Raw genomic sequence first — 26,193 nt, 5'->3', positions numbered from 1 at the left:
TGACACAATGGCGACATCGTGACCGACGTTTTCCCAGCCGGACCCGGCCGCTACCCGGCCGCCGCGCCGGCCTCCGAGGCCCTGTTCGACCGCGCCTGCGCTCTTGTGCCCGGCGGGGTGAACTCCCCTGTCCGCGCGTTCCGTGCCGTCGGCGGCACCCCGCGCTTCATCGTCCGGGGGGAGGGGCCGTGGCTCTACGACGCCGACGGGCGGCGCTACGTCGACCTGGTCTGCTCGTGGGGCCCCATGATCCTCGGGCACGCCCACCCCGCGGTGGTGGAGGCCCTTCGCTCCGCCGCCGCGCTCGGCACGAGCTTCGGCGCCCCCACCCCGGGTGAGGTGGAGTTGGCGGCGGAGATCGTTGACCGCGCGCCCGTCGAGCAGGTACGGCTGGTCAACTCGGGGACCGAGGCGACCATGTCGGCGATCCGGCTGGCCCGGGGCTACACCGGCCGTACCCGGATCATCAAGTTCGCGGGCTGCTACCACGGACATTCGGATGCGTTGCTCGCCGCCGCCGGTTCCGGTGTCGCCACTCTCGGTTTGCCCGACTCACCGGGCGTGACCGGCGCGGCGGCCGGGGACACCATCGTGCTGCCGTACAACGACCTGGCCGCCGTCGAGGCGGTCTTCGCCGCCGAGGGGCCGCAGATCGCCGCGGTGATCACTGAGGCCGCCGCCGGCAACATGGGCGTGGTCGCGCCCCGCGACAACTTCAACCAGCGCCTCGCCGCCCTCGCCCACGCGAACGGTGCGCTGCTGATTGTGGACGAGGTCATGACCGGCTTCCGGGTCTCCCGCGCCGGGTGGCACGGCCTCGACCCCTGCGCCGCCGACCTCTGGACCTACGGCAAGGTGATGGGGGGCGGTCTCCCCGCGGCGGCCTTCGGCGGCCGAGCGGAGATTATGTCCCAGCTGGCTCCGGCCGGCCCGGTTTACCAGGCCGGCACCCTCTCCGGTAACCCGCTCGCCTGCGCGGCCGGGCTCGCCACGCTGCGGCTCGCCGACGACGCCCTCTATCGCCGGCTGGACGAGACGGCCGCCGTCGTGGGCCGGCTCGCCAGCGAGGCGCTCGCCGCCGCCGGCGTGCCGCACCGGCTGTCCTCCGCCGGCAACATGTTCTCAATCTTCTTCACCGATGCCGACGTCTTCGACTACGCCACCGCGAGCGCCCAGCAGGTGCCCGCGTTCAGGGCGTTCTTCCACGCGATGCTGGCGGCCGGCGTCTACCTGCCGCCGAGCGCCTTCGAGTCGTGGTTCGTCTCGACGGCGATTGACGATGCCGCCCTGGAGCAGATCGCCGCGGCGCTGCCAGCGGCGGCGGCAGCGACAGCCGCGGCAGGTCACGGGGGGTAGTGACGGTGAGTAAGACTGTGGTCCACGTGCTGCGGCACGGTGAGGTGCACAACCCGGAGGGCATCCTGTACGGGCGGCTGCCGGGCTTTCGCCTGTCGGAGCTGGGCGTGCAGATGGCGAAGGCCGCCGCGCAGGGCCTCGCCGAGCGCGAGGTGGTGCACGTCGTCGCCAGCCCGCTGGAGCGGGCCCAGCAGACCGCCGAGCCGATCGCCGCGCAGTTCGGGCTCCCGATCGGCGTCGACGAGCGGTTGATCGAGAGCGCCAACTGGTTCGAGGGTAAGAAGGTCTCGCCGGGCGACGGTTCGTTCCGCGACCCGCGCAACTGGTGGGTGCTGCGGGACCCGGTCACCCCCTCCTGGGGCGAGGCGTACCGCGCCATCGCGGAGCGAATGCTCGCCGCCCTGCAGGCCGCCCGGGAGGCTGCGCAGGGGCGGGAGGCCGTGCTCGTCTCCCACCAGCTGCCGATCTGGACGCTGCGTCGGTTCATCGAGCGTAAGCGCCTCTGGCACGACCCGCGCAAGCGGCAGTGCGGGCTCGCCAGCCTCACCACCTTTCACTTTGAGGGGTCGAAGGTGGCCGGGATCGGCTACTCCGAGCCGGCCGCTCACCTGATCGCGATGTCGTCGACGGCTCGGACCGCCAAGGGGGCCTGATGATTGTCCGGAGGTGGGCTGCCGGTCTGCTCGCCACCCTGGTCGCGGTGGCGCTCGCCGCCTGCGCCACCCCGGACTGGGGGAAGGCCTGCGGTACCAACTCCGACGGTGTGATCGAGTGCGCTCCGGATCAGCGTTTTGCCGCGCCCAAGCTCGCCGGTGAGCTGCTCGACGGGGGCAGCTACGACGTGGCGCGGGACCGCGGGCAGGTCGTGGTGGTCAACTTTTGGGGCTCGTGGTGCGCGCCCTGCCGGGCGGAGGCCGCTGACCTGGAGGCCACCTACCAGGCCACCAAGGGCTCAGGGGTGACCTTCCTCGGCATCAACGTGCAGGACAGCCGGGACAAGGCGATCGCCTTCGAGGAGGGCCGGGTCACCTACCCGAGCATCTTCGATCCCGGCAGCCGACTGGCGTTGGAGCTGGACATCCCACCGAACACCATCCCGGCGACGGTCGTGCTGGACCGGGACGGGCGGATCGCGGCGGTGATCCGGGCCGCCGTCCGGCAGGAAGGGCTCCAACCGATCGTCGAACGGGTCGCCGCGGAGTCGCCCGCCTCGACCGGCGGCCTCTGATGGGCGAGACGTTCCGGGAGATCGCGCAGTCCGGCCCGCTGCTGCTCGCCATCGGTACGGCGGCGCTGGCCGGGCTGGTCAGCTTTCTGTCCCCGTGTGTCCTGCCGCTGATGCCCGGCTACCTCTCCTACGTGACCGGCCTGGCCGGCGCCGACCTGGAAGGTCGGGGGGCGGGCGACGACTCCCGCCGCACCCCGCCGGTGACCGGGGGTGACCCGGGTGCCACCGCCGGGGCGGTCGCGGTGCGGGAACGGACCGCCCGGTTGGGGACCGCGGTCGTGAAGGGCCGGGTGCTCGCCGGCACGCTGCTGTTCATCGCCGGCTTCACCGCCGTCTTCACCGTCACCGCGGTCCTGGTCACCACGGTCGGCCAGGTCCTCTTCGCCCACGAGCGGACGCTGGAGATCGTCATCGGCGGCGTGGTGGTGCTGCTCGGACTGGGCTACCTCGGCGTGGTTCCGGGGCTGCAGCGCGAGCTGCGTATCCAACGGCTGCCGGCCGCCGGGCTGCTCGGCGCTCCCGTACTCGGCGCGGTCTTCGCGCTCAGCTGGCTGCCCTGCACCGGCCCGACCCTCGGTGCGGTGATGGGGATGGCCGTCGTCGAGGGGCAGACCAACCGGGCGGTGGTACTGGCCGTGGCGTACTGCCTTGGGCTGGGGGTGCCGTTTGTCCTCTTCGGGCTGGGGTTCCACCGCCTGCTCGGGGTCTTCCAGGCGGTCCGGCGCAACAGCCGGTGGGTCACCCGGATCGGTGGTGGACTGCTGATCCTGATCGGCCTCGCGCTGGTCACCGGTGGGTGGACCAGCTTCGTGACCCTGCTGCAGACCACCTTCGGGACGGGGCAGGTAAGCATCTGATGACGGTCACCGACGACCGGCCCGCGCCGCCGGCCGAGACACCCCGGCGCCGCCCCAACCCGGTGCTGGCGCTGCTGCGCAACTCGTGGCGGCAGCTCACCAGCATGCGTACGGCGCTGGTGCTGCTCTTCCTGCTGGCGATCGCCGCGATTCCCGGGTCGGTGCTGCCGCAGCGCGGCGTAAACCCGGAGGACGTCCGGGACTACTTCGTCGCGTACCCCGATCTGGCGCCGGTGCTGGACCGGCTCGGCGCCTTCGACGCGTTCGGCTCGGTCTGGTTCTCCGCCATCTACCTGTTGCTCTTCACCTCGCTGGTCGGTTGCATCACGCCCCGGCTGCGGGACCACGTCCGCGCCCTGCGGTCCAGGCCCCCCGCGGCGCCGAAGCGGCTGGACCGGTTGCCCCAGCACACCGTCTTCGCGGCGCCGGCCGGTGGCGCACCGGCGATCGCCGCCGTGCTGCGCCGGCACCGCTGGCGGGTGGAGGTACGCGGCGACGAGGTGTCGGCCGAGAAGGGCTACCTGAAGGAGACCGGCAACCTGCTCTTCCACGCCTCGCTGGTGGTGGTGCTCGTCGGTGTCGCCCTCGGCTCCTGGTACGGCTGGAGTGGCAACCGGGTCCTGGTCGCCGGCGCGGACAACGCCTTCTGCAACACGCAGCAGCAGTACGCCGAGACGTCGTTCGGCCCCCAGGTGGCCGGCGCCGATCTGCCCCGGTTCTGCGTGCAGCTGGACGACTTCGAGGCGAGGTTCCTGGAGTCCAACGGCCAGCCGGAGTTCTTCAACGCGAAGGTGACCGTGGACGAGGACGGCGGCACCCCCCGCCCGGCGGAGTTCTCGGTGAACTCGCCGCTGCGGCTGGACGGGGCGAACGTCTACCTGCTCGGCCACGGGTACGCCCCGGTGGTCCGCTACACCGACCGGTTCGGGCGGAGCCAGACCAGCCCGAACCCCTTCCTGGATGTCGGAGACGTCGGCTTGACCAGCGAGGGGCTGGCGGCCTTCCCGGACGCGAACGTGGACCCGGCCACCGGTGAGCGGGACCCGGACCTCCAGATGGCCTTCAGCGGCCTGTACCTGCCGACCGCCCCGCAGCAGGCTCCGTTCGTCCGGTCGGAGTTCCCGACCGAGCGCAATCCGCTGCTCAACCTCGTCGCGTACCGGGGCAATCTAGGGCTGGATGCCGGTATCCCCGGCTCGGTGTACGAGCTGGACCAGCGGCAGGTCGACGCCGGCCGGCTCAAGGAGGTTGGCACCAAGCTGCTTCAGGTCGGCGAGGTCTGGACCCTGGACGACGGCACCACGCTGGAGTTCCTGGGCACCGAGCCGTACGTCGTCCTGTCCGTGCGGCACGACCCGGGCTCGACGCTGCTGCTGGTCAGCTCCGGCACGCTGCTGCTGGGCCTGATGGGCTCGCTCTTCGGCCGCCGCCGGCGGGTCTTCTTCCGGGTGCGCCCGGCTGACCCCGCGGGTGAATCTTCGACGTCCGGTAGTAGTTTGGTCGATGCCGGTGGTCTGCCGCGCGTCGACCATCCGGGCTTCGCCGACGAGTTCACCCGGCTCGTGGCGGCGGTCAGCGGAGCCGGGCGGCGGGCCGATCCTGACGGGCCGGCCGGAGCGCGAGTAGGAGCCGAGTGATGTCCGTACTCTCCGACCAGCTGGTGACCTTCTCGATCCTGGCCTATCTGGTCGCGATGGTCGTGCACGCCGTCGAGTACGCGTTGGGCAACGCCCGCGTTCGCGTCGATCAGCCTGCCCGCGAGCTGGTCGGCGCCGGAGTCGGGGCGGCCGGCGGTGCGGTTTCCGGACCTGAGCCGACCGTCCGTGCTGCCACCGCCGCCCAGCGGACTGCCGCCCGCGCCCGCCTGGCTGGCCTGGGTGCGGTCGCGGTGACCGTGCTGGCCGCCCTGCTGCACCTCGGTGCGCTGATCGCCCGCGGGGTCGCGGCCGACCGGATGCCCTGGGGCAACATGTACGAGTTCGTCCTGACGGTCTCCTTCATCGGGGTCGCCAGCTGGTTCGTCGTGCTCTGGAAGCGCCCCACGCTGCGCCGGCTCGGGCTGCTTTTGACGCTGGTGATGGTGCTGCTGGTGGCCACCGCCGAGCTGCTGCTATACACCCCGATCGTGCCGCTGGTGCCGGCGCTCAACTCGTACTGGTTCATCATCCACGTCTCCACGATCGTCTTCAGCTCCGGTATCTTCCTGCTGGGCGTGGTGCCGGCGGGCGCCTTCCTGATGCGGTCCGGCTACGAGCAGGGCCGGCGCAGCTTCCCCTACCTGTTGGCGAAGCGCATGCCGGCCGCGGCGGCCCTGGAGCGGTTGACCTTCGGGCTGCACGCCTTCTCGTTCCCGATCTTCACCTTCGCGGTGATCGCCGGTGCGATCTGGGCCGAGGCGGCGTGGGGTCGGGCGTGGGGCTGGGACCCGAAGGAGACCTGGGCGTTCATCTCCTGGGTGGTGTACGCCGGCTACCTGCACGCCCGGGCCACCCCGAGCGTCAAACGGAACGTGGCCACCTGGCTCGCGATTCTGGGTTTCCTCACCGTGATGATGAACCTCTTCGGCGTGAATATCTTCTTCGAGGGGCTGCACTCCTACGGCGGCCTCGACTGATCTCGTAAGTGGCGGCGGCCGGGTTCTCAGCGGCGGCTAGCCGGCTCACCCGCGCGCCGCTCGACCCGCCGGTGGCCCGGTACGCCTGGCAGTCGGCTCCCTGACGCTGGGCCGCCCCTTGATCAAAGACCGTTCCCGCACCCCGGCTGGGGTGGCGGGCCGGGCGGTGGGGGAGACTTGCGGGTATGGCGGCTCGTGGCTTTCCGTACTCCGATCTGAAGGACTTCCTCGCGGCGCTGGAGCGCGCGGGCGAGCTACGGCGGGTGGAGGTTCCGGTCGATCCGACGCTGGAGTTGAGCGAGATCGTCAGCCGGACGGTTCGCGCCGGGGGGCCGGCGCTGGTGTTCGAGCAGCCGACCCGGGGCGAGATGCCGGTGGCGATCAACCTGTTCGGCACCGAGAAGCGGATGGCGATGGCGCTCGGCGTCGAGTCGCTGGACGAGATCGGGGCGCGGATCGGTGCGCTGGTGCGACCGGAGCTGCCGGTCGGCTGGAGCGGTATCCGGGAGGGCCTCGGCAAGGTCATGCAGCTCAAGTCGGTGCCGCCGCGCAAGGTGAAGACGGCCCCCTGCCAGCAGGTGGTGTACCGGGGCGACGACGTCGACCTGAACCGGCTGCCCGGCCTGCAGATGTGGCCCGGCGACGGTGGCGTCTTCCACAACTTCGGGTTGACCCACACCAAGCACCCCGAGACGGGCGCGCGCAACCTCGGCCTCTACCGGCTGCAGCAGCACAGCCGGAACACGCTGGGCATGCACTGGCAGATCCACAAGGATTCCACCGCCCACCACGCGGTCGCCGAGCGGCTCGGTCAGCGGCTGCCGGTCGCCATCGCCATCGGCTGCGACCCGGTGATCTCGTACGCCGCGAGCGCCCCACTCCCCGGCGACATTGACGAGTACCTGTTCGCGGGCTTCCTGCGGGGGGAACGGGTCGAGATGGTCGACTGCCTGACCGTGCCACTCCAGGTGCCGGCGCACGCCCAGGTGGTGCTCGAGGGCTACCTGGAGCCCGGTGAGCGGCTGCCCGAGGGGCCGTTCGGGGACCACACCGGCTACTACACCCCGGTCGAGCCGTTCCCGGTCCTGCACGTCGAGACGATGACCATGCAGCGGAACCCGGTCTACCACTCGATCGTCACCTCGAAGCCGCCGCAGGAGGACCACGGCCTGGGCAAGGCCACCGAGCGGATCTTCCAGCCGCTGCTCAAGCTGCTCATCCCGGACATCGTCGACTACGACCTGCCGGCCGCCGGGGTCTTCCACAACTGCGCGATCGTGTCGATCCGGAAACGCTACCCGAAGCACGCGCAGAAGGTGATGAGCGCGATCTGGGGCGCGCACCTGATGTCGATGACCAAGCTGATCGTGATCGTGGACGAGGACTGCGACGTACACGACTACAACGAGGTCGCGTTCCGGGCCTTCGGCAACGTGGACTACGCCCGGGACCTGCTGCTCACCGAGGGGCCGGTGGACCACCTGGACCACGCCTCGTACCAGCAGTTCTGGGGCGGCAAGGCCGGCGTCGACGCCACCCGCAAGCTGCCCAGCGAGGGCTACACCCGGGGCTGGCCCGAAGAGATGACCATGTCCCCCGAGGTGGTGTCGCTGGTCGACAAGCGCTGGAAGGAGTACGGCATCTGATGTCCGGCTCCTCCGATCCGCGGGACCTCGCGGTCTCGGCCCATGCCACCCCGGCCAGCGCGGGCTCGCGCGGACGGATCCGGGCGTTCCTCGACCTCGTGGCGATCGAGCACTCCGTCTTCGCGCTGCCCTTCGCCTACCTCTCCGCCTTGACCGCGATGCAGGTCAACGGCGGTCAGGTTCGCTGGCTCGACCTGTTACTGATCACCGTGGCGATGGTCGGGGCGCGGACGTTCGCGATGGCCGCCAACCGGATCCTGGACCGGCGGATCGACGCGCTGAACCCGCGCACCGCCAACCGGGAACTGGTGACCGGGGCGGTCAGCCTGCGTACGGCGTGGGCCGGCGCGGGCATCGCTCTGGCCGTCTTCCTGGTGGCCGCCGCGCTGCTGAACCCCCTCTGTCTGGTGTTGGCGCCGCTCGCGGTCGTACCGCTGGTCGGCTACCCGTACGCGAAGCGGTTCACCAACTGGCCACACGCGGTCCTGGCGGTGGCGCAGGCGGTCGGACCGGTCGGTGCGTGGCTCGCGGTGACCGGTACCTTCGCCGGCTCCGGGCCGGCCTGGCTGCTCGGGGTGGCGGTCGGGCTGTGGATCGGCGGGTTCGACCTGATCTACGCCTGCCAGGACGCCGAGGTGGACCGGGAGATCGGCGTGCACAGCGTTCCGGCCCGGTACGGGCTGCGGTTCGCGCTGCACGCCTCCACCGTCGCGCACGTGGTGACCTTCGTGCTCTTCGTCTGGTTCGGTGCCCTGGTCGGCTTCGGCTGGCTCTGGTGGATCGGGCTGGCGCTGACCGCGGTCGCCTTCGGCTACCAACACGTGGTCGTGAGCCCGACCGACCTGAGCCGGGTCAACCGGGCCTTCTTCACCGCGAACGGCTTCGTCGGGATCGCGCTCTTCGGCTTCGCCCTGCTTGACCTGGTGGTACGCCTCGGCCTGCGGCCCTGATCAGGGAACCGGGGGTGCCCGTCGGTGGTCGAGGGTGACCAGGCAGGCTGGGACCATGCGTGAACCATGGGTGGTCGGTGTCTCCGGAGCCTCCGGCACGCCGTACGCGGCTGCTGTCCTGCGGGCGTTGCTCGACGCGGGCGAAGCCGTTGACCTGATCGTGTCCCGGGCGGCCCGGCTGACCATCCTGGACGAGACCGGGCGGTCGTTTCGGGACGGGCACTGGGCGGAGGACCTCGCCGCCTGGCTGGGGCGCGACCTGAGCGGAGCCGATCTCCGGCACTGGCCGGCCGGTGACCTCGCCGCCGGGCCGAGCAGCGGCTCCTACCGGGCGCGCGGGATGGCGGTCGTCCCGGCGAGTACGGCAGCCTGCGCCGGCATCTCCATCGGGCTCTCCAAGGACCTGTTGCAACGCGCCGCCGAGGTCAACCTCAAGGAGCGCCGTCCGGTGGTCGTCGTGCCCCGGGAGACACCGGTGACCCGCAGCCACCTGGAGCACCTGATCGCGTTGCACGACGCCGGTGCGGTGGTGCTGCCCGCCAGCCCCGGTTTCTACGGGGCGGGAGCGGATGCCTCCGCCGCCCAGCTGGTCGACTTCGTCGCCGGGAAGGTGCTGGACGCCCTGGGTGTGCCGCACACGCTCTTCCGTCGCTGGGCGGGTGAGTTGGGAGCGGCGCGCTCCTGAGCCGGCGGTGGCGGGGCGCTTCCGAGCTGGCGGTGGCGGCGCCTTCCTGAGCTGGCGGTGGCGGCCGGAAATGGGCGGCGATCACCCGCCGGCCATCGCCTCAGTACATCCCGGCGTTGGCCGGGCCAGGCCCGGGGCCGGTCGGGGCGGCGGGACCAGCGTTGTTCGGTCGCTCCATCCCCTCCGCCTCGTCCAACATTCCCTCGCCCTCGAGCAGGGCCCGAACTTCGGATTCCCGAAATCGGCGATGCCCGCCCGGAGTTCGGATGCTGCCTATCCGGCCAGCCGCCGCCCACCTGGTCACAGTCTTCGGATCCACCCGAAACAGCGCGGCGACCTCACCCGGCGTCAGCAGGCGATCTCCAGTGTCCACAGCCCCCTCCTCGCATCGACGAAGCCCCCGGCTGAACACACTGCCCCCGGCGGTGCGAGCCCAGAGCCGTCATGAGGGACGTATGGCAATTACAGCACCGGCAGCCAACCGTGTCCGCCAAACGCGAGAAAAGCACTGATCAGGAGGTTAGGCAATGGTACCCGTAGCTGTGCCCTGTTGCGGTTGGTTCGTGAACAATGACAGGGCACGGGGCCGACCTTCGGGACCGGACGCCTGAGGGCAGGTCGGTGCTACTAGGGTCTACAGTCCGTGGACGCGATCGACCTGAACCTTATCGAACTGCTGCGGGGCAACGCCCGCCTCTCGTACGCCGAGCTTGCCCGCCAAGTGGGCCTCTCGGCACCAGCAGTGCATGAGCGGGTCGGCAAGCTGGAGTCCAGTGGAGTCATCCGTGCGTACCGGGCCGAGATCGAGCCGGAGAGCATCGGGCTGGGCGTGACCGCCCTGATCGAGATCATTGAGGAGTCCGCCGCGGACACCGACGACGTGCTGGAGTCGTTCCGCGCCATTCCGGAGATCGAGTCCTGCTACTTCATGGCCGGGGTGGAGTCGTTCCTGCTCAAGGCGAGGGTCGGCACTATCGGGGAGTTGGAGGCGCTGATCGTACGGCTGAACCGTACTCCCGGTGTCGCCTCCACCCGTACCGGGATCGCCCTGTCGACCAAGTGGGAGAACCGCCCCCAGCCCGTCGGTACGCCACCGGCCTGAGCCGACCGGCGCTCCGCCGGCGTCAACTCGTCCGCCGGGCCCGGTCGACCCCGCGCGGAGCTCGGTCACTGCGCGTGGGCCAGGATCAGGCCGCGCCGGCCCGGCTTGCTAGGTTGCTGGGCGTGACTCATCTGGACCGGTGTGACGAGGCGATCCGGGGGTGGGTGACCGAGGCGATTGCCGCCGTTGAGGCCGACGCCAACCGGTCCGCCGACACCCATCTGCTGCCGTTCCCCCTGCCTCGGCAGTGGGGAATCGACCTCTACCTCAAGGACGAGTCGGTGCATCCGACCGGTTCCCTGAAGCACCGGCTGGCCCGTTCCCTGTTCCTCTACGGGCTCTGCAACGGGTGGATCGGCCCGGGTACCACGATCGTGGAGGCCTCCTCGGGGTCGACGGCGGTCTCCGAGGCGTACTTCGCCCGGATGCTGGGGCTGCCGTTTATCGCGGTGATGCCGGCGTCCACCTCGCCGGAGAAGATCGCGAAGATTGAGTTCCAGGAGGGGCGCTGCCACCTGGTGGACGACCCGGCCAAGGTGGTCATCGAGGCACGGTGGCTGGCCGAGGACACCGGCGGCCACTTCATGGACCAGTTCACGTACGCCGAGCGGGCCACGGACTGGCGGGGCAACAACAACATCGCCGAGTCGATCTTTTCGCAGCTGGCGTTGGAACGGCACCCGGTGCCGGCGTGGGTCGTGGTCGGGGCCGGAACCGGCGGCACCAGCGCCACCATCGGCCGCTACACCCGCTTCCGGCGGCTGCCCACGAAGCTCTGCGTGGTGGACCCGGAGAACTCGGCGTTCTATCCGGCCTGGCAGGCCTCCGACTGGTCGGTGTGCACCGGCCGCGGCTCGCGAATCGAGGGCATCGGTCGACCGACGGTGGAGGCGTCCTTCCTGCCGTCGGTGGTGGACCGGATGGTGCAGGTGCCGGACGCCGCCTCGCTGGCCGCGATGCGGGCCGGGTCCGCGGTGCTCGGCCGTCGGGTCGGCGGCTCGACCGGCACCAACCTTTGGGGTGCCTTCGGCCTGATCGCCGGCCTGCTCGCGGAGGGGAAGACCGGCTCGGTGGCCACCCTGATCTGCGACGCCGGAGACCGCTACGCCGACACCTACTACGCCGACGACTGGGTGGCCGCCCAGGGGCTCGATCTCGCCCCACATCTGGCGACCATCGAGCGGTTCCTGGCCACCGGCGCCTGGCCGGCCTGAGGAGTTCCCCCCGGCCGGCCCGGCGCCGGCCGGGTCAGTAGCTGTTCGCGGCGGGCCGGCCGCCGAACCGCCGGTCCCCCGACCGTCGCTCCGATCGGCCTTCCCCCGACCGTCGCTCCGATCGGCCTTCCGTCGGCCGGCCCGGGTGGCGGCGATCGCCGGAACGTACCGGTTCACCGCGGCGGTGCCGGTCTGGGAACCGGCGCGCCCCGTCCGGCCGGCCAGCGCGGGGGCGCGGCTCGGGCTCGTCCCGAACGGGTACGCCGCTCGGTTCCCGCGCTCCGGTCAGCTCGGCAAGTGCCGGGTCGCCGGCTCGCACCCGGGTCTGCGCCGGGGCCACACCCGCCTTTTCCAGCATGGCGAGGGTGCCGCGGCGTTGTTTCGGCAGTGCCAGGGTCGCCACCGCGCCGGTTTCGCCGGCCCGTGCGGTCCGCCCTGCTCGGTGCAGGTAGTCCTTCGGGTCCTTCGGCGGGTCGACGTGCAGCACCAGCGATACGCCGTCGACGTGGATGCCGCGGGCGGCCACGTCGGTGGCGACCAGGACATTCGTCCGGCCTTCCCGAAACTCGGCCAGGGTGCGGGTACGCATCCGCTGGGTCTTGCCGCCGTGCAGGCCACCGGCGCGTACCCCGACTGCCGCGAGCTGCCCCACCAGCCGGTCCACCCCGAGTTGGGTCCGGGCGAAGACCATCGTCCGCCCCTCCCGGGCCGCGATCGACGCGACGACCGAGAACTTGTCCTGCGGCGGGATCAGCAGCAGGTGATGATCCATCGTTGCCACCGCCGCCGTCGGTGGCGCGGTCGAGTGGGTTACCGGGTCGGTCATGAAGCGCCGTACCAGCGTGTCCACGTCTCGGTCCAGGGTGGCCGAGAAGAGGAGCCGCTGCGCGTCGGCGGGGGTCTTCGCCAGAAGTTCGGTGACCTCGGGCAGGAACCCCATGTCGGCCATCTGGTCCGCCTCGTCCAGCACGGTGACCTCGATGTCGTCGAGGCGGCAGACGCCCCGCTCGATGAGGTCGGCGAGCCGGCCAGGTGTGGCCACCAGCACCTCGACGCCACGTCGTAGGGCACTGATCTGCCGGTCGTAGGGCACTCCGCCGACCGCGGTCCGCAGGAATACCCCGATCGCCCGGCCGAGCGGGAACAGGGCGTCGCTGACCTGCATAGCCAGTTCCCGAGTCGGTACCAGCACGAGAGCGCGCGGGTGACGGGAGCGGGCCCGTTCCCCGTCCGCCATCCGGGCGAGCAGGGGGAGGCCGAACGCCAGCGTTTTTCCGGAGCCGGTCTGGCCGCGGCCGAGAACATCCCGGCCGGCGAGCGCATCCGGCATGGTGGCGCGCTGGATTTCGAACGGAGTGGTGATCCCCTGCCGGGCCAACGTCCGGACCAGGGGTTGGGGCAGGCCGAGCGCGGCGAAGTCGAGGAGTTCAGGGGCGGACGGGGGCATGCCAGGGTCGATCGACGTGGTCAAGAATGGCCTTTCGAGTGGGGCGCATCTTCGCGATGGCCGCCGCGACGGAATGCCGCCGGATCACCCGCAAGATCGCCCATGGGCGCGCGAAGGGGCGCGCCAGGTCAGTTTCCGCGCCAGTGTACGGCGATGTCCCACCGCGCCGTGCACCCGCAGCGGCACAGTGGGCGGGCTCACCCGCTGGAGAGGTTCTGGAACGCCCCGTCCAGCGCGTTGTTGGCGATGAGGACGACCACGACACCGATCGCCACCAGCAGGGCGAGCGAGGCGGCCAGGGCGACCAGCACCCGGGTATTGCTGGAACGTTGCTCGTTCGATATCTCCGTCCGGCCCTGGGCGAGGATGTGCCCGGTCAACGAGCCCGAGTTCTCCACCGGGTTGACCGGGAAAGCGACGGTGGACAGGCCCGACCCATCACCGTAGAGGCTGCTGAGGTCACCCTCGTGCGGGTTTTGGCGCCCGGTGCCCGGCCGTTGCTGGTGGCCGGTCGCGGGGAAGGCCTGGGTGGCGGCCGAGGCTGAGGTGGGGAGGGCCTGGGTGGTGGCGGCCGGGGCCGTGGTGGGTTGTTGGTGGCCGGTNGCNNGGAAGGCCTGGGTGGCGGCCGAGGCTGAGGTGGGGAGGGCCTGGGTGGTGGCGGCCGGGGCCGTGGTGGGTTGTTGGTGGCCGGTTGCAAGGAAGGCCTGGGTGGCGGCCGAGGCTGAGGTGGGGAAGGCCTGGGTGGTCGCGGCCGGGGCCGCCGGCGGTGGTGACTCCGGGTGGACCGCGGAAACCGGCGATGTCGCGGTGCGCGGGGCGGGGAATGGGCCGGGCGCGGGGACATCGGCTCGCCTGGACGGCCCGGTGCCGCCACCGGAGGTGACCGGTGGTGGTGGGAACGGGGAGGTCGGCGCCGGGTCGGTTGGCGCGGGCACCGGCGGCCCAGATGGCGCCGGGGTCGGGGGTACCGGGGCAGGTGGCGCCGGCTGTGGTCGGACCGGCCCCGGCGGGTGGGGACCGGGGGCCGGGGCCGGCTCGGGTGCCGGCGGTGTTGGGTCCGGAACGGACGGCTCGGGTGGCTGCACCGGCTCGGGCGGTCGTACGGGTTCGGGTGGCTGCACCGGCTCGGGCGGTCGTACGGGTTCGGGTGGCTGCACCGGCTCGGGCTCGCTGGGGCCAGCCTGGTGGTCGGTCCAGGCCTGCCCCGGCGCTGACCGAATAACCGTCGTGTCCGTGGCGGATGGGTCCACCGGGTCGTTCTGCTCGGCCATGTTCGCCCTCCGCGCCGTGCTCGCACCCGGTCTCGTGCCATCCGAGCCGGGAGTGCCTGGTCTCACCGTGCCACATTCCGTTCAGGTAGCACAGCCGGAGCAGGGCTACCGGCGGTCTGCCGGGTCACCCCCGGGTGTCCGGCTACGGGTGGCGCTGACCGTGTGGCCGGCTGGGCGGCGCGGTCGCGCCGGCTACGGCCGGAAGGAGTCGAAGCTCAGCCGGAATGAGCTCTCCTCGCCCAGCAGGAATGAGCTGTCGGTCGGTACCGCCGAGGGCGAGACGGTGGGGGACGGCGGTGCCGAGAACGAGGCGGTGGGCGGTGGGGTGCTGGTCGGAGACGCCGAGGGTGAGGTGGTGGGGGACGTGGTGGTGCTGGGGCTGGTCGTGGGCGATGGGGGGTCGGTTGGCGAGGTCGAGGGGGATGGGGTGGTGCTGGGGCTGGTCGTGGGGGATGGGGTGGTGCTGGGGCTGGTCGAGGGGGATGGGGTGGTGCTGGGGCCGGTCGAGGGCGACGGGGTGGTGCTGGGGCTGGTCGAGGGGGATGGCGTCGGCTTCGGGGTGGCCGAGGCGGTCGGTGTGGGCGTCGGGGTTGGCGTGGGCGCGGGGATCCCGTCGACCACTCGTGTTGCCGCGTAGAGGCGCGACCAGGTCACAGTTGAGATCTTGACCACGTCGCCGCTACTCGGGGCGTGGACCATCCGACCGCCGCCGATGTACATGCCGATGTGGTGGATGCTGGTCCAGCTCGAGCCGGAGGCGAAGAAGAGAAGGTCACCGGGGAGGAGGCCGGTCCGGGGAACGGTGCGGTGCCGGGTCGCGTAGTACTGGTCGCGGGAGACCCGGGGCAGGCCGCGGTAGCCGGCCGAGCGGTAGGCGGCCCAGATCAGGCCCGAGCAGTCGAACCGATCCGGTCCCTCGGCCGCCCAGAGGTACGGGTCACCGAGCTGGTCCAGCGCGTAGCCGACCGCCGCGCGGGCGGTGGGGTGCGCGGCGAGCCCGTTCGCGGTTTCGTTGGCGACCCACTGCGCGCCGAGCGCCTGCTCCGCCGCCTCCTGCTGACGCTCCAGCTCCAGCAGCTGGGCGGCATTGTCCTGGCGGAGAGTGGTGAGCTTTGCCTTCTCGCTCTGCAGCGCCTGCTCGGTGCTGGCATAGGAGGCGTTGACGGAACGTAGCCGAGACTGCGCCGCCGTCATCACCTGCTGCGCGGCCTGCTCGTCGGCGCGGGCGCGGTTGAGCTCCCGGGTCGCTGCGGTGGTCTCCCCGCCGGCGACGTCCCTCCCCCGGGCGAGGCCGGAGAGCTCGCTCAGATCCTGGAGATCGTCGGCGAAGGGCGCGGAGGGCAGCGCCGCAGCCGCCTTGAGCGCGTCGGCGGCCGCGGCATCGGCGCGCGACTGGGCCTTGGCCAGCGCGGTCAGGGCCACATTCAGCTCCCGCTCGGCGGCGACGAGCTCTGCCTCCGCCTCGGTGCGCTGCTGCTTGAGCAGGAGTAGCTCGTCACTCAGCTGGCCGATGCGGGCCTCGGCCGCGTAGATCTGGGCGGCGAGCGGCCCGTCGATGAGGTTGTTGACCGGCGTGGTGGCCGACGGGGCGAGCGGTTCATCGCCGGGCAGGCTGAGCGGGCCGGACAGGACCGGGCGGGCGCCACTGTCGGGCACGGTGTTGGGCAGCGGCGGATCGGCGTAGACCGGCGCGCTGAGGGCACCCGCGGCGATGATGCCCAGCAACGCGGACCAGAGCTTGGGACGGAGCACCGGCGAGATCACTGGGTTTCGTCGAGGTAGCCGTCCGTAGCCGCTGTCGCCCATTCCGCTCCTTGTCTGGGTCAATCCGTGCATTGGGTGCACACGGTGGCCGGACGCTACCAGTGGTGTGTCGCGCCCGGCATTCCCTGTCTTATCGCACGCGGGCAGCAGTGTCGATGTGTGGCCGGGTTACGAGTGGCTGAGAATTCGGCTAACGGCGAGGGCGGAGAGCGGTGAGGTTCGTCGCGGCCCACCGCCCGCGCTGACTGTTGGTTCGCCGGCCCACGTAGGCTCGACCGGGACCGCAGGCGGAAGGGACGGGGCTGGAGATGGACGCCGGACTCAAGCGCGAGCTCGAAGCGAAGGTGTACGCCGGCGAGCGGCTGACCCGCGCGGACGGGATCGCCCTCTACGACAGCGACGATCTGACCTGGCTGGGTCGGCTTGCCCACCACCGGCGGACCGAGCTCAACGGCGACCGGGTGATGTTCAACGTCAACCGGCACCTGAACCTGACCAACGTCTGCAGCGCCAGCTGTGCGTACTGCTCGTTCCAGCGCAAGCCGGGCGAGAAGGACGCGTACACGATGCGAATCGACGAGGCGGTTCGCAAGGCCAAGGAGATGGAGGACGAGCAGCTCACCGAGCTGCACATCGTCAACGGGCTGCACCCCACCCTGCCCTGGCGCTACTACCCGAAGGTGCTCCGTGAGCTGAAGGCGGCGCTGCCGAACGTCCGGCTCAAGGCGTTCACCGCGACCGAGGTGCAGTGGTTCGAGAAGATCAGCGGCCTGAGCGCCGACGAGATCCTGGACGAGCTGATGGACGCCGGCCTGGAGTCGTTGACCGGCGGCGGTGCGGAGATCTTCGACTGGGAGGTGCGGCAGCACATCGTGGACCACGCCTGCCACTGGGAGGACTGGTCCCGCATCCACCGGCTGGCGCACAACAAGGGCATGAAGACCCCGTCAACCATGCTGTACGGGCACATCGAGGAGCCCCGGCACCGGGTTGACCACGTGCTGCGGCTGCGGGAGCTGCAGGACGAGACCAATGGCTTCGTGGTCTTCATCCCGCTGCGCTACCAGCATGACTTCGTCGACTCGGCGGACGGCAAGATCCGTAACCAGATCCAGGCGCGGACGACGATGGCCTCGCCGGCGGAGTCGCTGAAGACGTACGCGGTGTCCCGGCTGCTCTTCGACAACGTCCCGCACGTGAAGTGTTTCTGGGTGATGCACGGGCTCTCGGTCGCCCAGCTGTCGCTGAACTTCGGCGTGGACGACCTGGACGGCTCGGTGGTGGAATACAAGATCACCCATGACGCCGACTCGTACGGCACGCCGAACACCATGAACCGGGCTGACCTGCTGGACCTGATCTGGGATGCCGGGTTCCGCCCGGTCGAGCGCAACACCCGGTACGACGTCGTGCGCGAGTACGACGCCGCGCCTTCGCTCGCCGAGCGTCGCGCCGAGCCGCAGCAGGTGTGGGCCTGATCGTGCTGGTCGACGGTTCGCGTACCCTCGTAGGGCTATGACCGAGCAGCGCAACAGAATTCCCCGGCGAGATGCCGAGGGGCGGGTGCTGACCCTGGGCGACCTGCTCGGGGTGAGCCTGGCCGGCTGGGTTGTCGGGGTGCTCGCGTTGGCGACCCTGGACCTGGGCTTCAGCTCGCTCACTTCGGGGGAGTTCGGCCAGGCCAACGGATGGTTGGCGGTGATCCTGCCCGCCTGGCTCTACTGGGACGACTTCCGCGCCTGGGGGTTTGGCGCCGCCCGGGTGGTGTCGGGCCTGGCGGCCGGAGCCGTGGGGCTGACCCTCGGCCTGGTGGTGTCTGGTTTCACCGCTGACCTGCCGCCGGTGGTCTCCGGCGGGCTGGGCGCGGCGGTCTTCACCGTCGGGTACGCGGTGGTGTGGTTCCACGGGGTGCGGTGGCTGGCCCGGAGGACGGGCTGAGGCCGCCGTCGACGGCGGAGAACGGAGTACGGAGATGAGCGCGGCGGTCAAGTACACGCTGGGCCGGATCGGGCTGTTTGTCGCCGTGCTGGCGGCCCTCTGGCTCGTGGAGTTGAATCTCTTTGTCAAGCTGATGGTGGCGTTGATCTTCTCGGCGGCGCTCTCCTTCTTCCTGCTGCGTCCGTGGCGGGAGGAGATGGCCGAGGAGATGGCCGCCGCCACCGAGCGGCGGCGCGCGGAGAAGGAGCGGCTGCGCTCGGCGTTGGCCGGCGAGGACGAGGCCGGGGCGGATTCGACGGAGCCGGGCGGCGAGGGTGACGCCGGGACGGGCTCGGCGGAGCCGGGCGGCGACGCGCCGAAGTCCTGATCCTGGACGGGTCCCATCGAATTTATACATGGAAGAATATTGATATGACCATGCGCTGAGTGGTGGAGTGTGCGGTACCAGGCGGGAAAGGTTTCCCGCGCTCGTCAGGAGGTTGTCCATGGCCTTCCGCACCCCCACCCTTCGCCGCCGCCTCGCGCTCGTCGTCGCCGCGGGGTTCGGCCTGCTCACCTTCGCCGCGTCACCGGTCTCCGCGAACACCACCCCGGAGGCCACCGGTGAGTCGGCCGCCGTCCAGTACCGGGTGCTCGGCCCGCGTACCGTGACCGACCGCAGCGCGGTCGCCAGCACCGGCGCCGCGATCGACTACTCCGAGCACGGTGTCCTGCACGTCACCGCCACCGCCGCCGAGGCCGCCGCGATCACCAAGCTGGGCTTCGAGCTGGAGAAGGTTCCGGTAACCCCCACCGGCCACGACCACGACCACGGGGACGTCGGCATCTCTGACTTTCCGCCCGCCGACTCCGACTACCACAACTACGCCGAGCTGACGGCGGTGGTGAACCAGGTAGTGGCGGAGCACCCCAGCATCGCGCGGAAGATCAGCATCGGCACCTCGCACGAGGGCCGGGACCTGATGGCGGTGAAGATCTCCGACAACGTCGGGACCGACGAGGACGAACCAGAAGTCCTCTTCAACTCCCAGCAGCACGCTCGGGAGCACCTGACCGTGGAGATGGCGATCTACCTGCTCAACCTCTTCACCGACAACTACGGCAGTAACTCCCGGGTCACCAACGTGGTCAACAGCCGGGAGCTGTGGATCATCCCGACCGTGAACCCGGACGGCAGCGAGTACGACATCGCCACCGGCTCGTACCGGTCGTGGCGCAAGAACCGGCAGCCGAACAGCGGCTCGTCCTGGGTCGGCACCGACCTGAACCGCAACTGGGACTACCTCTGGGGCTGCTGCGGCGGCTCCTCCGGCTCCACCTCGTCGGGCACCTACCGGGGCCCGTCGCCCTTCTCCGCCCCGGAGACCGATGCGGTGCGCGACTTCGTGGACAGCCGGGTCGTGGGCGGAGTCCAGCAGATCAAGGCCAACATCGACTTCCACACCTATTCCGAGCTGGTGCTCTGGCCGTTCGGCTACACGTACAGCAACACGGCCCCGGGGATGACGGCCGACCAGTACAACACCTTCGCCACCATCGGCGGGGAGATGGCGGACACCAACGGCTACACCCCGCAGCAGTCCAGCGACCTCTACATCACCGATGGCAGCAGCATCGACTGGATGTGGGGGGCGCACGGGATCTGGGCGTACACCTTCGAGCTGTACCCCGGCTCCGCCGCGGGCGGCGGCTTCTACCCACCCGATGAGGTCATCCCGGCGGAGACCGCCCGCAACCGCGAGGCGGTGCTGCTCCTCTCCGAGTACGCCGACTGCCCGTACCGGGCGATCGGCAAGGAGGACCAGTACTGCGGCGGTGGCGGCGGCGGGGAGACGGTCTGGGCGGACACCTTCGAGACCGCGACCGGCTGGACGATCAACCCCAACGGCACCGATACCGCCACCACCGGCCAGTGGGAGCGGGGTGCCGCCCAGGCGACCAGCTACTCCGGCGCCAAGCAGCTCACCCCGTACGCGGGCGGTAACGACCTGGTCACCGGACGGCTCGCCGGCTCCTCGGTGGGCACCCACGACATCGACGGCGGCGTGACCAGCGCCCGCTCCCCGGCGGTGGCCCTGCCCTCGAGCGGCACACTGACCCTCTCGTTGGCCTGGTACCTGGCGCACTACTCGAACGCCTCCTCGGCCGACTACTTCCGGGTCAGCGTCGTGCACAGCGGCGGCACCACCACCCTGCTCAACCAGGCCGGCGCGGCGACCAACCGCAGCGCCTCCTGGTCGGTGGCCAACCTCGACCTGACGCCCTACGCCGGCCAGTCGATCCGGATCCAGGTGGCGGCGGCGGACGCCGCCGGCGGGAGCCTCGTCGAGGCTGCCGTCGACAACGTCACCATCACCGTTTCCTGAATCCGGGTGGGGGCCCTTTCCCCGGGGCCCCCACCCCACCCCACCTCGTCACACGTCTGCGGCCAACTCCGGGCGCCGGCCCGACCGTGCGCTACCGTGCTACCGACCATCCCGCAGCGAAGCCGGTGGGAAACCGGCACTGTCCCGCAACTGTGATGCCCCGGGTCGTCCCCGGGGACGAGTCAGGTCGCCTGCGGTCGGTCGCGATACGCGCTCTCGAGGAAGGGCGCCTCGTGGACGGGCACCCTCGGTCCCTGTCGGCGAAGCACCAACTCCTCGACCGACAGGAGGCCCGATGTCCAGACGTACCCCCCGGTTCCTCACCGCGGCCCTCGCGGTGGCCGCGCTCGCGCTCGGCGGCTGCGCCGAGAAGAGCACCGATTCCCCCGCCGACGACGGCGCGTCCAGCGCCGCGACCTTCCCGGTAACCGTCGGCTCGCTGACGCTGGAGGAGCAGCCAGAGAAGATCATCTCGCTGTCGCCGACCGCCACCGAGATGCTCTTCGCGATCGGGGCGGGGCCGCAGGTCGTCGCGGTCGACGACAACTCCAACCACCCGGCGGAGGCACCACAGACCGACCTCTCCAGCTTCCAGCCGAACGCCGAGGCGATCGCCGCCCACAACCCCGACCTGGTGCTGCTCTCCGACGACCGCAACAAGATCGTGGACCAGCTCACCACGCTGAAGATCCCGGTCTTCCTCACCCCGGCGGCGGTCACGCTGGACGACACCTATCGGCAGTTCACCGAGGTCGGCGCGCTGACCGGGCATCCCGCCGAGGCCGCCGACGTGGTCAGCCAGATCCAGGACGACATCGCGGAGTTGGTCGCCGACCTGCCCGAGCGGGCGGAGAAGCTGACCTACTTCCACGAGCTCGCCCCCGAGCTGTACACCGCCACCAGCAAGACCTTCATCGGCTCGCTCTACGCGCTCGCCGGGCTCGAGAACATCGCCGACCCGGCCGACGCGGACGGCGCGAGCGGCGGCTACCCGCAGCTCTCCGAGGAGGTCATCATCCAGGCCAACCCGGACTTCGTTTTCCTCGCCGACACCAAGTGCTGCCAGCAGAGCGTCGCGTCGGTCCAGGAGCGAGCCGGCTGGGCGACGATCACCGCCGTACAGGAGGGCCAGGTCGTCGCGCTCGACGACGACATCGCCTCCCGGTGGGGCCCGCGCGTCGTCGACCTGCTACGCACGATCATCGAGGCGACCGCCGAGGTCCCCGCGTGACGCTGAACCGGCGACGGTAGTAGGGCCTTCTCATGCGGCAGGTGGTAACCAACCGCCCCTCCGGCCAGCCGGAGGGGCGGTCAGCCGCGGCTCGGCCCGCCGGGCTGCGGCCCGGCTGGCTCGTCGCCGGGCTGGCCGCGGTCCTGGCCGCCCTGGTGGCGGGCGTCTCCCTCGGCCCGATCAGCCTGCCACCCGGCAGCGTCGCGGTCGAGCTGCTGAACCTCCTCCCCGGGGTCGGCCTCGACAGCGGGCTGACCGAGCGGGAGGTCGCCATCATCACCGAGCTGCGCCTGCCCCGGGCCGTACTCGGCCTGCTCGTCGGCGGATTGCTCGCCCTGGCCGGCGGCGCCTACCAGGGCGTTTTCCGCAACCCGCTCGCCGACCCGTACCTGCTCGGGGTCGCGGCCGGCGCCGGTTTCGCGGTCACCGTGGTGATCACCGCTGGCGGGGTCGGCGGGGCGCTCACCGGGCTGCCGGTCACCATCCCGCTGGCCGCCTTCGTCGGCGCGATCGGCGCGGTCACGCTGACCTACCTGCTCGGCTCCGCCGGCGGCCGAAGCCGATCACCGGCGACCCTGATCCTGGCCGGGGTGGCGGTCTCCGCCTTCCTCTCCGCCGGCCAGACGTACCTGCTGCAACGCAACTCAGACAGCATCCAACAGGTCTATGCCTGGCTGCTCGGGCGGCTCGCCACCGCCGGCTGGCACGACGTACGGCTGGTCCTGCCGTACTTCCTGCTGACCGCCGTGGTGGTCCTGCTGCACCGGCGGGAACTGGACGTCCTCTCGGTCGGCGACGACGAGGCGACCAGCCTGGGCCTGCACCCGCAACGCTCCCGCTACCTGCTGATCGCCGCCGCCTCCCTCGGTACCGCCGCCGCGGTCTCCGCGTCCGGGCTGATCGGCTTCGTCGGGATCATCGTGCCGCACGCCGTACGACTGCTCGCCGGCTCCAGCTACCGGGTCATCCTGCCGCTGTCGATGCTCTTCGGCGGGGCGTTCCTGGCGCTCACCGATGTGGTCGCCCGGACCGCCGCCGCCCCCGAGGAGATCCCGATCGGCGTGGTGACCGCCCTGCTCGGCGGCCCGTTCTTCGTCCTAGTCCTGCGCAGTGCCCGGCGGGTGCTGGGATGAGCGCACCGGCGGTGGCGGTCCGCGACCTGCGGGTCCGGCTGGCCGGCGTACCCGTCCTCACCGGGGTCGACCTGAGCGTCGCCACCGGCGAGTGGGTGACCGTGATCGGCCCGAACGGCGCCGGCAAGTCGACGCTGCTGCGCGCCGTCGGCGGCCTGCTGCCCACCGGGGGCGCGGTCTCCCTCTTCGGTACGCCGATCCAGCAGCTGCGTCGCCGGGACCGGGCCCGGGTGGTGGCGACGGTCGCCCAGTCGCCGGTGGTGCCGGCCGGAATGTCGGTCCTGGACTACGTGCTGCTCGGCCGCACCCCGTACATCGCGCCGCTGGGCCGGGAGTCCACCGCCGACCTGGCCGCCGCGCACGATGTCCTGGGCCGGCTGGACCTCACCGGATTCCGAGACCGGGAATTGGCCACCCTCTCCGGTGGCGAGCGGCAGCGGGTCTTCCTGGCCCGGGCCTTCGCCCAGGGGGCCACCCTGCTGCTGCTCGACGAACCGACCAGCGCGCTGGACATCGGCCACCAACAGGACGTCCTCGAACTGGTCGACCAGCTCCGCCGGGCGCATGGCCTGACCGTGGTGGCGACCATGCACGATCTCTCCATCGCTGGCGAGTACGCCGACCGGATGGTGCTCCTCGCGGACGGTCAGGTGGCCGCCGCCGGCAGCCCCCGGGAGGTGCTCACGACGGAGCTGCTGGCTCGCCACTACCGCGCCACCGTGAAGGTGATCGACGGCGAGCGCGGCCCACTGGTGGTACCCGTCCGCCCCGCCTCCGCACCCGACGGGGTGCCGAAGGTCAGGGCGGGGTGATCGCGTTGAAGAGGGCACCCTGTGGGTCGCGCAGGGCCGTGCAGCGACCGGCTGTGGTGTCGCGGGGCGGCACCAGGATCGCCCCGCCCAGGGCGGCGGCCCGGGCGGCGGTCGCGTCCACGTCCTCCACCCCGAAGTACACCGACCAGTACGCGGGCGCGCCGGCGGGATAGTCGCCGAGCGGCGCGGTCATCCCGGCGACGATCTGGTTGCCGAGGCGCCAGCCGGTGTGCCCGGCCGGACCGGTTGGCGGCTCGTCCGGCTGCCAGCCGAAGACCAGCTCGTAGAAGACCTTCGCGCCCTCCGGGTCGGGGGTGACCAGTTCGGTCCAGCTCATCGCCCCCGCCACTCCGAAGACCTCGCCGCCGGGCATCGTGAACGGCTGCCACACACACAGCGTCGCGCCCGCCGGGTCGCTCAGCACCGCCATCCGACCCCGGTCGAACATGTCGAAGGGGGGCACCACGAGCTGCCCGCCGGCCTCCTCGACCCGCGCGGCCACCAAGTCGGCGTCGTCGGCGGCCACGTAGATCGACCAGATCGGCACCTGCTCCGAAATGGCCGGCAGCCCGGCACCCGCCACCGCCTGGCCGTGGCGGAGGAAGTCGGTGTAGCCGTTCGCCTCGGGCTCCGGTGCGATCCGGCCGGTCCAGCCCAACAGCTCCGGGTAGAAGCGGCGCGCGTCGTCGAGGTCCGGCGCGGCCAGGTCAGCCCAGCAGGGCGTGCCCGCCGGAACGATGCCCACGTCAACCCCTCTCGTCCGAGGCGGGCCACGGTGGCTCGCCCCGACCCGCATGATGACACTGCCGCAGCCCGTCCGGCGGGAAATGGGCAAACGTCAACGCCAAGAGGTGACTCGAGCCTCCGCGCTGCCCTGGCTGCTGGTGGTTTCGCAGCGGCTGGACCCCCACGTGAGACGCCAATGCGTTCCTGAACAAAATGCTCAATCTGTCTCCGACTAACGCCGGGCTGACTGCCCCGGTCGGGTGAGGTAGGTCGGGCTGTGCGGGGTCTGGGGGCACCCATATCGCTACCATAAGTAGGTGGGCGACACGGAGATCATCGTTGAGGTCATCTGGCCGTCACTGGTGTCGGTGTTGTCAGACGGCAGGCTTTCGTACTCGGCCATTGAGGGGGACTCGGGCCAGTTTCGGAGGTTGTGACGTCGGGCGCGACATTGGGGTTCGCGCCGAGGGCGATGGCGACGCGGTTCTTGGTGGCGAATTGACGCACACTCATCTTTCCAAAAACAATGCCCGGGAGGCTGGAGACCCATGTCCTCGAAAACTGGAATACGTCGCTCCCTCCCGGCGACATTGGCCGCGCTGGCCCTCGCCGTCAACGGTGCTCTGGTGCTCGAGACAGCACGTCCGGCCGAGGCTCGGGCCGCCGGTGGGCGGCCTTCCTTCCAGCTGCCATTCCCGTGCGGCGAATCCTGGCAGATCTCCACTTATCGCGGTCATGACGACTACGACGTCGACATGTTCGCGAACGGTGGCAACACGGCCGGCCGAGCTCTTCTCGCCGCCGCCGCCGGCACCGTCTCGTATGCTGGTTGGGACGGTGGCGGCGGCTGGCACGTCGAGCTCAACCACGGCGAGGGCTGGGAGTCGCTCTACCTGCACATGGAGTCACCCCCGGTGGTCTACACCGGACAGTGGGTCCGGCAGGGGCAACTGCTCGGCAAGGTGGGCAGCACCGGCAACTCAGGCGCCCCTCATCTGCATCACGAGCAGCGACACGAAGGCGCCAAGGTGGAGGCCTACTTCAACGGCATCCGCTCGGAAATCACGACGGACGGTTTTCCCTCCGGGGAGCCGCTGTCGCCGCCGGTCAATGCCGTTAGTGCTAATTGTGGCGATATTTCCGTCTACGGGATCCTGCCGGATGGCAGGCTGACCTATTCGTTGGTCGAGTCGGGATCAGGTCGGCTCTTGAAGGATTTGACATCGAGTGCGACGTTGGGTTTCACGCCGAGGGCGATGGCGACGCTGAACTTCAACACCATTCTGTTGACCTCGACGGAGGATGACCTGTATCGGGTTGATGTGGTCACGAATGATGCGTCGTTGGTGTTCGATCCGCCGGTGAAGATTTTTGGTGGCGGATGGACGCACACCCATCTTTCCTATGACGGTGCCGGGGGTCTGTATGGGCTTACTTCGGAGGGAGTGTTGCAGCGCCATACCGTGACCGCGACGAAGCCGACGGGTAGTGAGACCGTCAATTGGGTGACGGTCGGCAGTGGTTTCACCCTCAAGACGCTGACCACGACCGGGCCGGACTGGATCCTCGGTACGGATTCGGATAATCGATTGATGTCGTACAAGCTTAATGGAGTGGGTAGGTGGGAGTCCGGCGAGCTCAAGTCGAGCACCGGGCAGGACATCACCCACCTGCTGTCTCCCGGCGCCGGCATCTACTACGGCCGTACCAGCGATGGCGTCCTGCACCGATACGGCGACCGGAACCCGTACGACAACAACGGCAGCGACCTGTACGAGCAGGGCAGGGTGACTGATTCCGGCTGGAACGAGGTCCTGCTCTCCGCCCAACCCTTCGGCTTCTAAAGAGTGCGC

The 26,193-nt window shown here is 70.7% G+C and carries 23 protein-coding genes and 1 riboswitch; of the genes, 19 read left to right on the top strand and 4 right to left on the bottom strand.

Annotated features, from left to right (window positions below; genetic code table 11):
- Positions 1-18 precede the first annotated feature (18 nt).
- The 9 genes from hemL to SALPAC2_RS0113675 all read left to right on the top strand — a co-directional run bounded on the left by hemL (position 19) and on the right by SALPAC2_RS0113675 (position 9,336).
- Complete coding sequence (hemL, locus tag SALPAC2_RS0113715) at positions 19-1,356, top strand: glutamate-1-semialdehyde 2,1-aminomutase (protein ID WP_018217215.1); 1,338 nt, start codon at positions 19-21, stop codon at positions 1,354-1,356.
- Complete coding sequence (locus SALPAC2_RS0113710; protein WP_018217214.1) at positions 1,356-2,009, top strand: histidine phosphatase family protein; 654 nt, start codon at positions 1,356-1,358, stop codon at positions 2,007-2,009. The genes hemL and SALPAC2_RS0113710 overlap by 1 nt, the downstream gene beginning before the upstream one ends.
- Positions 2,009-2,584 carry a TlpA family protein disulfide reductase gene (locus tag SALPAC2_RS0113705; RefSeq protein ID WP_018217213.1) on the top strand — a complete coding sequence of 192 codons (576 nt, stop codon included), beginning with the start codon at positions 2,009-2,011 and terminating at the stop codon, positions 2,582-2,584. Before SALPAC2_RS0113710 ends, SALPAC2_RS0113705 begins: the two co-directional genes overlap by 1 nt.
- Positions 2,584-3,441: a cytochrome c biogenesis CcdA family protein gene (locus SALPAC2_RS0113700; protein ID WP_018217212.1), complete on the top strand. Its 858-nt coding sequence runs from the start codon at positions 2,584-2,586 to the stop codon at positions 3,439-3,441. The genes SALPAC2_RS0113705 and SALPAC2_RS0113700 overlap by 1 nt, the downstream gene beginning before the upstream one ends.
- Positions 3,441-5,078: a cytochrome c biogenesis protein ResB gene (resB, locus tag SALPAC2_RS0113695; RefSeq protein ID WP_018217211.1), complete on the top strand. Its 1,638-nt coding sequence runs from the start codon at positions 3,441-3,443 to the stop codon at positions 5,076-5,078. The genes SALPAC2_RS0113700 and resB overlap by 1 nt, the downstream gene beginning before the upstream one ends.
- Complete coding sequence (gene ccsB, locus SALPAC2_RS0113690; protein ID WP_018217210.1) at positions 5,078-6,055, top strand: c-type cytochrome biogenesis protein CcsB; 978 nt, start codon at positions 5,078-5,080, stop codon at positions 6,053-6,055. Before resB ends, ccsB begins: the two co-directional genes overlap by 1 nt.
- A 185-nt stretch (positions 6,056-6,240) precedes the next feature.
- Positions 6,241-7,701, top strand: a complete 1,461-nt coding sequence (locus SALPAC2_RS0113685; protein ID WP_018217209.1) for a menaquinone biosynthesis decarboxylase — start codon at positions 6,241-6,243, stop codon at positions 7,699-7,701.
- Positions 7,701-8,651, top strand: coding sequence for a menaquinone biosynthesis prenyltransferase MqnP (mqnP, locus tag SALPAC2_RS0113680; protein WP_018217208.1), 951 nt, complete (start codon positions 7,701-7,703; stop codon positions 8,649-8,651). Before SALPAC2_RS0113685 ends, mqnP begins: the two co-directional genes overlap by 1 nt.
- A gap of 55 nt (positions 8,652-8,706) precedes the next feature.
- Complete coding sequence (locus SALPAC2_RS0113675) at positions 8,707-9,336, top strand: UbiX family flavin prenyltransferase (protein WP_018217207.1); 630 nt, start codon at positions 8,707-8,709, stop codon at positions 9,334-9,336.
- Between the two features lie 100 nt (positions 9,337-9,436).
- On the opposite strand, the gene SALPAC2_RS0113670 is transcribed toward SALPAC2_RS0113675, so the two are convergent.
- Positions 9,437-9,709, bottom strand: coding sequence for a BldC family transcriptional regulator (locus SALPAC2_RS0113670; RefSeq protein ID WP_018217206.1), 273 nt, complete (start codon positions 9,707-9,709; stop codon positions 9,437-9,439).
- A 270-nt stretch (positions 9,710-9,979) separates the two neighbouring features.
- On the opposite strand from SALPAC2_RS0113670, the gene SALPAC2_RS0113665 reads away from it, so the two are divergent.
- Positions 9,980-10,438, top strand: a complete 459-nt coding sequence (locus tag SALPAC2_RS0113665; protein ID WP_018217205.1) for an Lrp/AsnC family transcriptional regulator — start codon at positions 9,980-9,982, stop codon at positions 10,436-10,438.
- 113 nt (positions 10,439-10,551) lie between these two features.
- Positions 10,552-11,652: an L-cysteine desulfhydrase Cds1 gene (locus tag SALPAC2_RS0113660; RefSeq protein ID WP_026184715.1), complete on the top strand. Its 1,101-nt coding sequence runs from the start codon at positions 10,552-10,554 to the stop codon at positions 11,650-11,652.
- Positions 11,653-11,686: 34 nt separating this feature from the next.
- On the opposite strand, the gene SALPAC2_RS0113655 is transcribed toward SALPAC2_RS0113660, so the two are convergent.
- Complete coding sequence (locus tag SALPAC2_RS0113655; RefSeq protein ID WP_018217203.1) at positions 11,687-13,099, bottom strand: DEAD/DEAH box helicase; 1,413 nt, start codon at positions 13,097-13,099, stop codon at positions 11,687-11,689.
- A 1,463-nt stretch (positions 13,100-14,562) separates the two neighbouring features.
- Positions 14,563-16,176 carry a C40 family peptidase gene (locus SALPAC2_RS24765; RefSeq protein WP_050563098.1) on the bottom strand — a complete coding sequence of 538 codons (1,614 nt, stop codon included), beginning with the start codon at positions 16,174-16,176 and terminating at the stop codon, positions 14,563-14,565.
- A 266-nt stretch (positions 16,177-16,442) separates the two neighbouring features.
- Between SALPAC2_RS24765 and mqnE the strand changes: the two genes are divergently transcribed.
- From mqnE to SALPAC2_RS0113605, 7 genes are all read left to right on the top strand, one after another.
- Entirely contained in the window at positions 16,443-17,612 is a 1,170-nt protein-coding gene (gene mqnE / locus SALPAC2_RS0113635) for an aminofutalosine synthase MqnE (RefSeq protein WP_018217200.1), read from the top strand.
- 37 nt (positions 17,613-17,649) lie between these two features.
- The gene (locus tag SALPAC2_RS0113630) at positions 17,650-18,072 is read left to right on the top strand and encodes a hypothetical protein (RefSeq protein ID WP_018217199.1); all 423 of its coding nucleotides are present in this window, start codon (positions 17,650-17,652) and stop codon (positions 18,070-18,072) included.
- 34 nt (positions 18,073-18,106) lie between these two features.
- Positions 18,107-18,439, top strand: a complete 333-nt coding sequence (locus SALPAC2_RS0113625) for a DUF4229 domain-containing protein (protein WP_018217198.1) — start codon at positions 18,107-18,109, stop codon at positions 18,437-18,439.
- 118 nt (positions 18,440-18,557) lie between these two features.
- On the top strand, positions 18,558-20,438 hold the full coding sequence (locus SALPAC2_RS0113620; RefSeq protein ID WP_018217197.1) for a M14 family zinc carboxypeptidase: 1,881 nt from the start codon (positions 18,558-18,560) through the stop codon (positions 20,436-20,438).
- Positions 20,439-20,527: 89 nt separating this feature from the next.
- A riboswitch (cobalamin riboswitch) is annotated at positions 20,528-20,651 on the top strand.
- An 82-nt stretch (positions 20,652-20,733) separates the two neighbouring features.
- A complete protein-coding gene (locus tag SALPAC2_RS0113615) occupies positions 20,734-21,669 on the top strand; it encodes an ABC transporter substrate-binding protein (RefSeq protein WP_018217196.1) in 936 nt (311 codons plus the stop codon).
- Positions 21,670-21,701: 32 nt separating this feature from the next.
- The gene (locus tag SALPAC2_RS0113610; RefSeq protein WP_018217195.1) at positions 21,702-22,802 is read left to right on the top strand and encodes a FecCD family ABC transporter permease; all 1,101 of its coding nucleotides are present in this window, start codon (positions 21,702-21,704) and stop codon (positions 22,800-22,802) included.
- Complete coding sequence (locus tag SALPAC2_RS0113605; RefSeq protein WP_018217194.1) at positions 22,799-23,614, top strand: ABC transporter ATP-binding protein; 816 nt, start codon at positions 22,799-22,801, stop codon at positions 23,612-23,614. Before SALPAC2_RS0113610 ends, SALPAC2_RS0113605 begins: the two co-directional genes overlap by 4 nt.
- Here SALPAC2_RS0113605 and SALPAC2_RS0113600 read toward each other — a convergent pair.
- Complete coding sequence (locus SALPAC2_RS0113600) at positions 23,601-24,359, bottom strand: VOC family protein (protein WP_018217193.1); 759 nt, start codon at positions 24,357-24,359, stop codon at positions 23,601-23,603. The genes SALPAC2_RS0113605 and SALPAC2_RS0113600 overlap by 14 nt on opposite strands.
- A 571-nt stretch (positions 24,360-24,930) precedes the next feature.
- Here SALPAC2_RS0113600 and SALPAC2_RS0113590 point away from each other — a divergent pair.
- A complete protein-coding gene (locus SALPAC2_RS0113590) occupies positions 24,931-26,184 on the top strand; it encodes a peptidoglycan DD-metalloendopeptidase family protein (RefSeq protein WP_018217191.1) in 1,254 nt (417 codons plus the stop codon).
- Positions 26,185-26,193: the final 9 nt, after the last annotated feature.

The organism is Salinispora vitiensis, assembly GCF_000378825.1.
GTDB classification, from domain to species: domain Bacteria; phylum Actinomycetota; class Actinomycetes; order Mycobacteriales; family Micromonosporaceae; genus Micromonospora; species Micromonospora vitiensis.
The sequence above is the reverse complement of the archived record's forward strand: the minus strand, read 5'-3'. Positions and strand labels throughout refer to the sequence as shown.

Bases quoted from the DNA above. Each gene is read 5' to 3' on its own strand.
- SALPAC2_RS0113705 (WP_018217213.1), top strand. From the start codon at position 2,009: ATGATTGTCCGGAGGTGGGCTGCCGGTCTGCTCGCCACCCTGGTCGCG.
- SALPAC2_RS0113700 (WP_018217212.1), top strand. From the start codon at position 2,584: ATGGGCGAGACGTTCCGGGAGATCGCGCAGTCCGGCCCGCTGCTGCTC.
- resB (WP_018217211.1), top strand. From the start codon at position 3,441: ATGACGGTCACCGACGACCGGCCCGCGCCGCCGGCCGAGACACCCCGG.
- ccsB (WP_018217210.1), top strand. From the start codon at position 5,078: ATGTCCGTACTCTCCGACCAGCTGGTGACCTTCTCGATCCTGGCCTAT.
- SALPAC2_RS0113685 (WP_018217209.1), top strand. From the start codon at position 6,241: ATGGCGGCTCGTGGCTTTCCGTACTCCGATCTGAAGGACTTCCTCGCG.
- mqnP (WP_018217208.1), top strand. From the start codon at position 7,701: ATGTCCGGCTCCTCCGATCCGCGGGACCTCGCGGTCTCGGCCCATGCC.
- SALPAC2_RS0113675 (WP_018217207.1), top strand. From the start codon at position 8,707: ATGCGTGAACCATGGGTGGTCGGTGTCTCCGGAGCCTCCGGCACGCCG.
- SALPAC2_RS0113655 (WP_018217203.1), bottom strand. From the start codon at position 13,099: ATGCCCCCGTCCGCCCCTGAACTCCTCGACTTCGCCGCGCTCGGCCTG.
- SALPAC2_RS24765 (WP_050563098.1), bottom strand. From the start codon at position 16,176: ATGGGCGACAGCGGCTACGGACGGCTACCTCGACGAAACCCAGTGATC.
- mqnE (WP_018217200.1), top strand. From the start codon at position 16,443: ATGGACGCCGGACTCAAGCGCGAGCTCGAAGCGAAGGTGTACGCCGGC.
- SALPAC2_RS0113630 (WP_018217199.1), top strand. From the start codon at position 17,650: ATGACCGAGCAGCGCAACAGAATTCCCCGGCGAGATGCCGAGGGGCGG.
- SALPAC2_RS0113625 (WP_018217198.1), top strand. From the start codon at position 18,107: ATGAGCGCGGCGGTCAAGTACACGCTGGGCCGGATCGGGCTGTTTGTC.
- SALPAC2_RS0113620 (WP_018217197.1), top strand. From the start codon at position 18,558: ATGGCCTTCCGCACCCCCACCCTTCGCCGCCGCCTCGCGCTCGTCGTC.
- SALPAC2_RS0113615 (WP_018217196.1), top strand. From the start codon at position 20,734: ATGTCCAGACGTACCCCCCGGTTCCTCACCGCGGCCCTCGCGGTGGCC.
- SALPAC2_RS0113610 (WP_018217195.1), top strand. From the start codon at position 21,702: ATGCGGCAGGTGGTAACCAACCGCCCCTCCGGCCAGCCGGAGGGGCGG.
- SALPAC2_RS0113605 (WP_018217194.1), top strand. From the start codon at position 22,799: ATGAGCGCACCGGCGGTGGCGGTCCGCGACCTGCGGGTCCGGCTGGCC.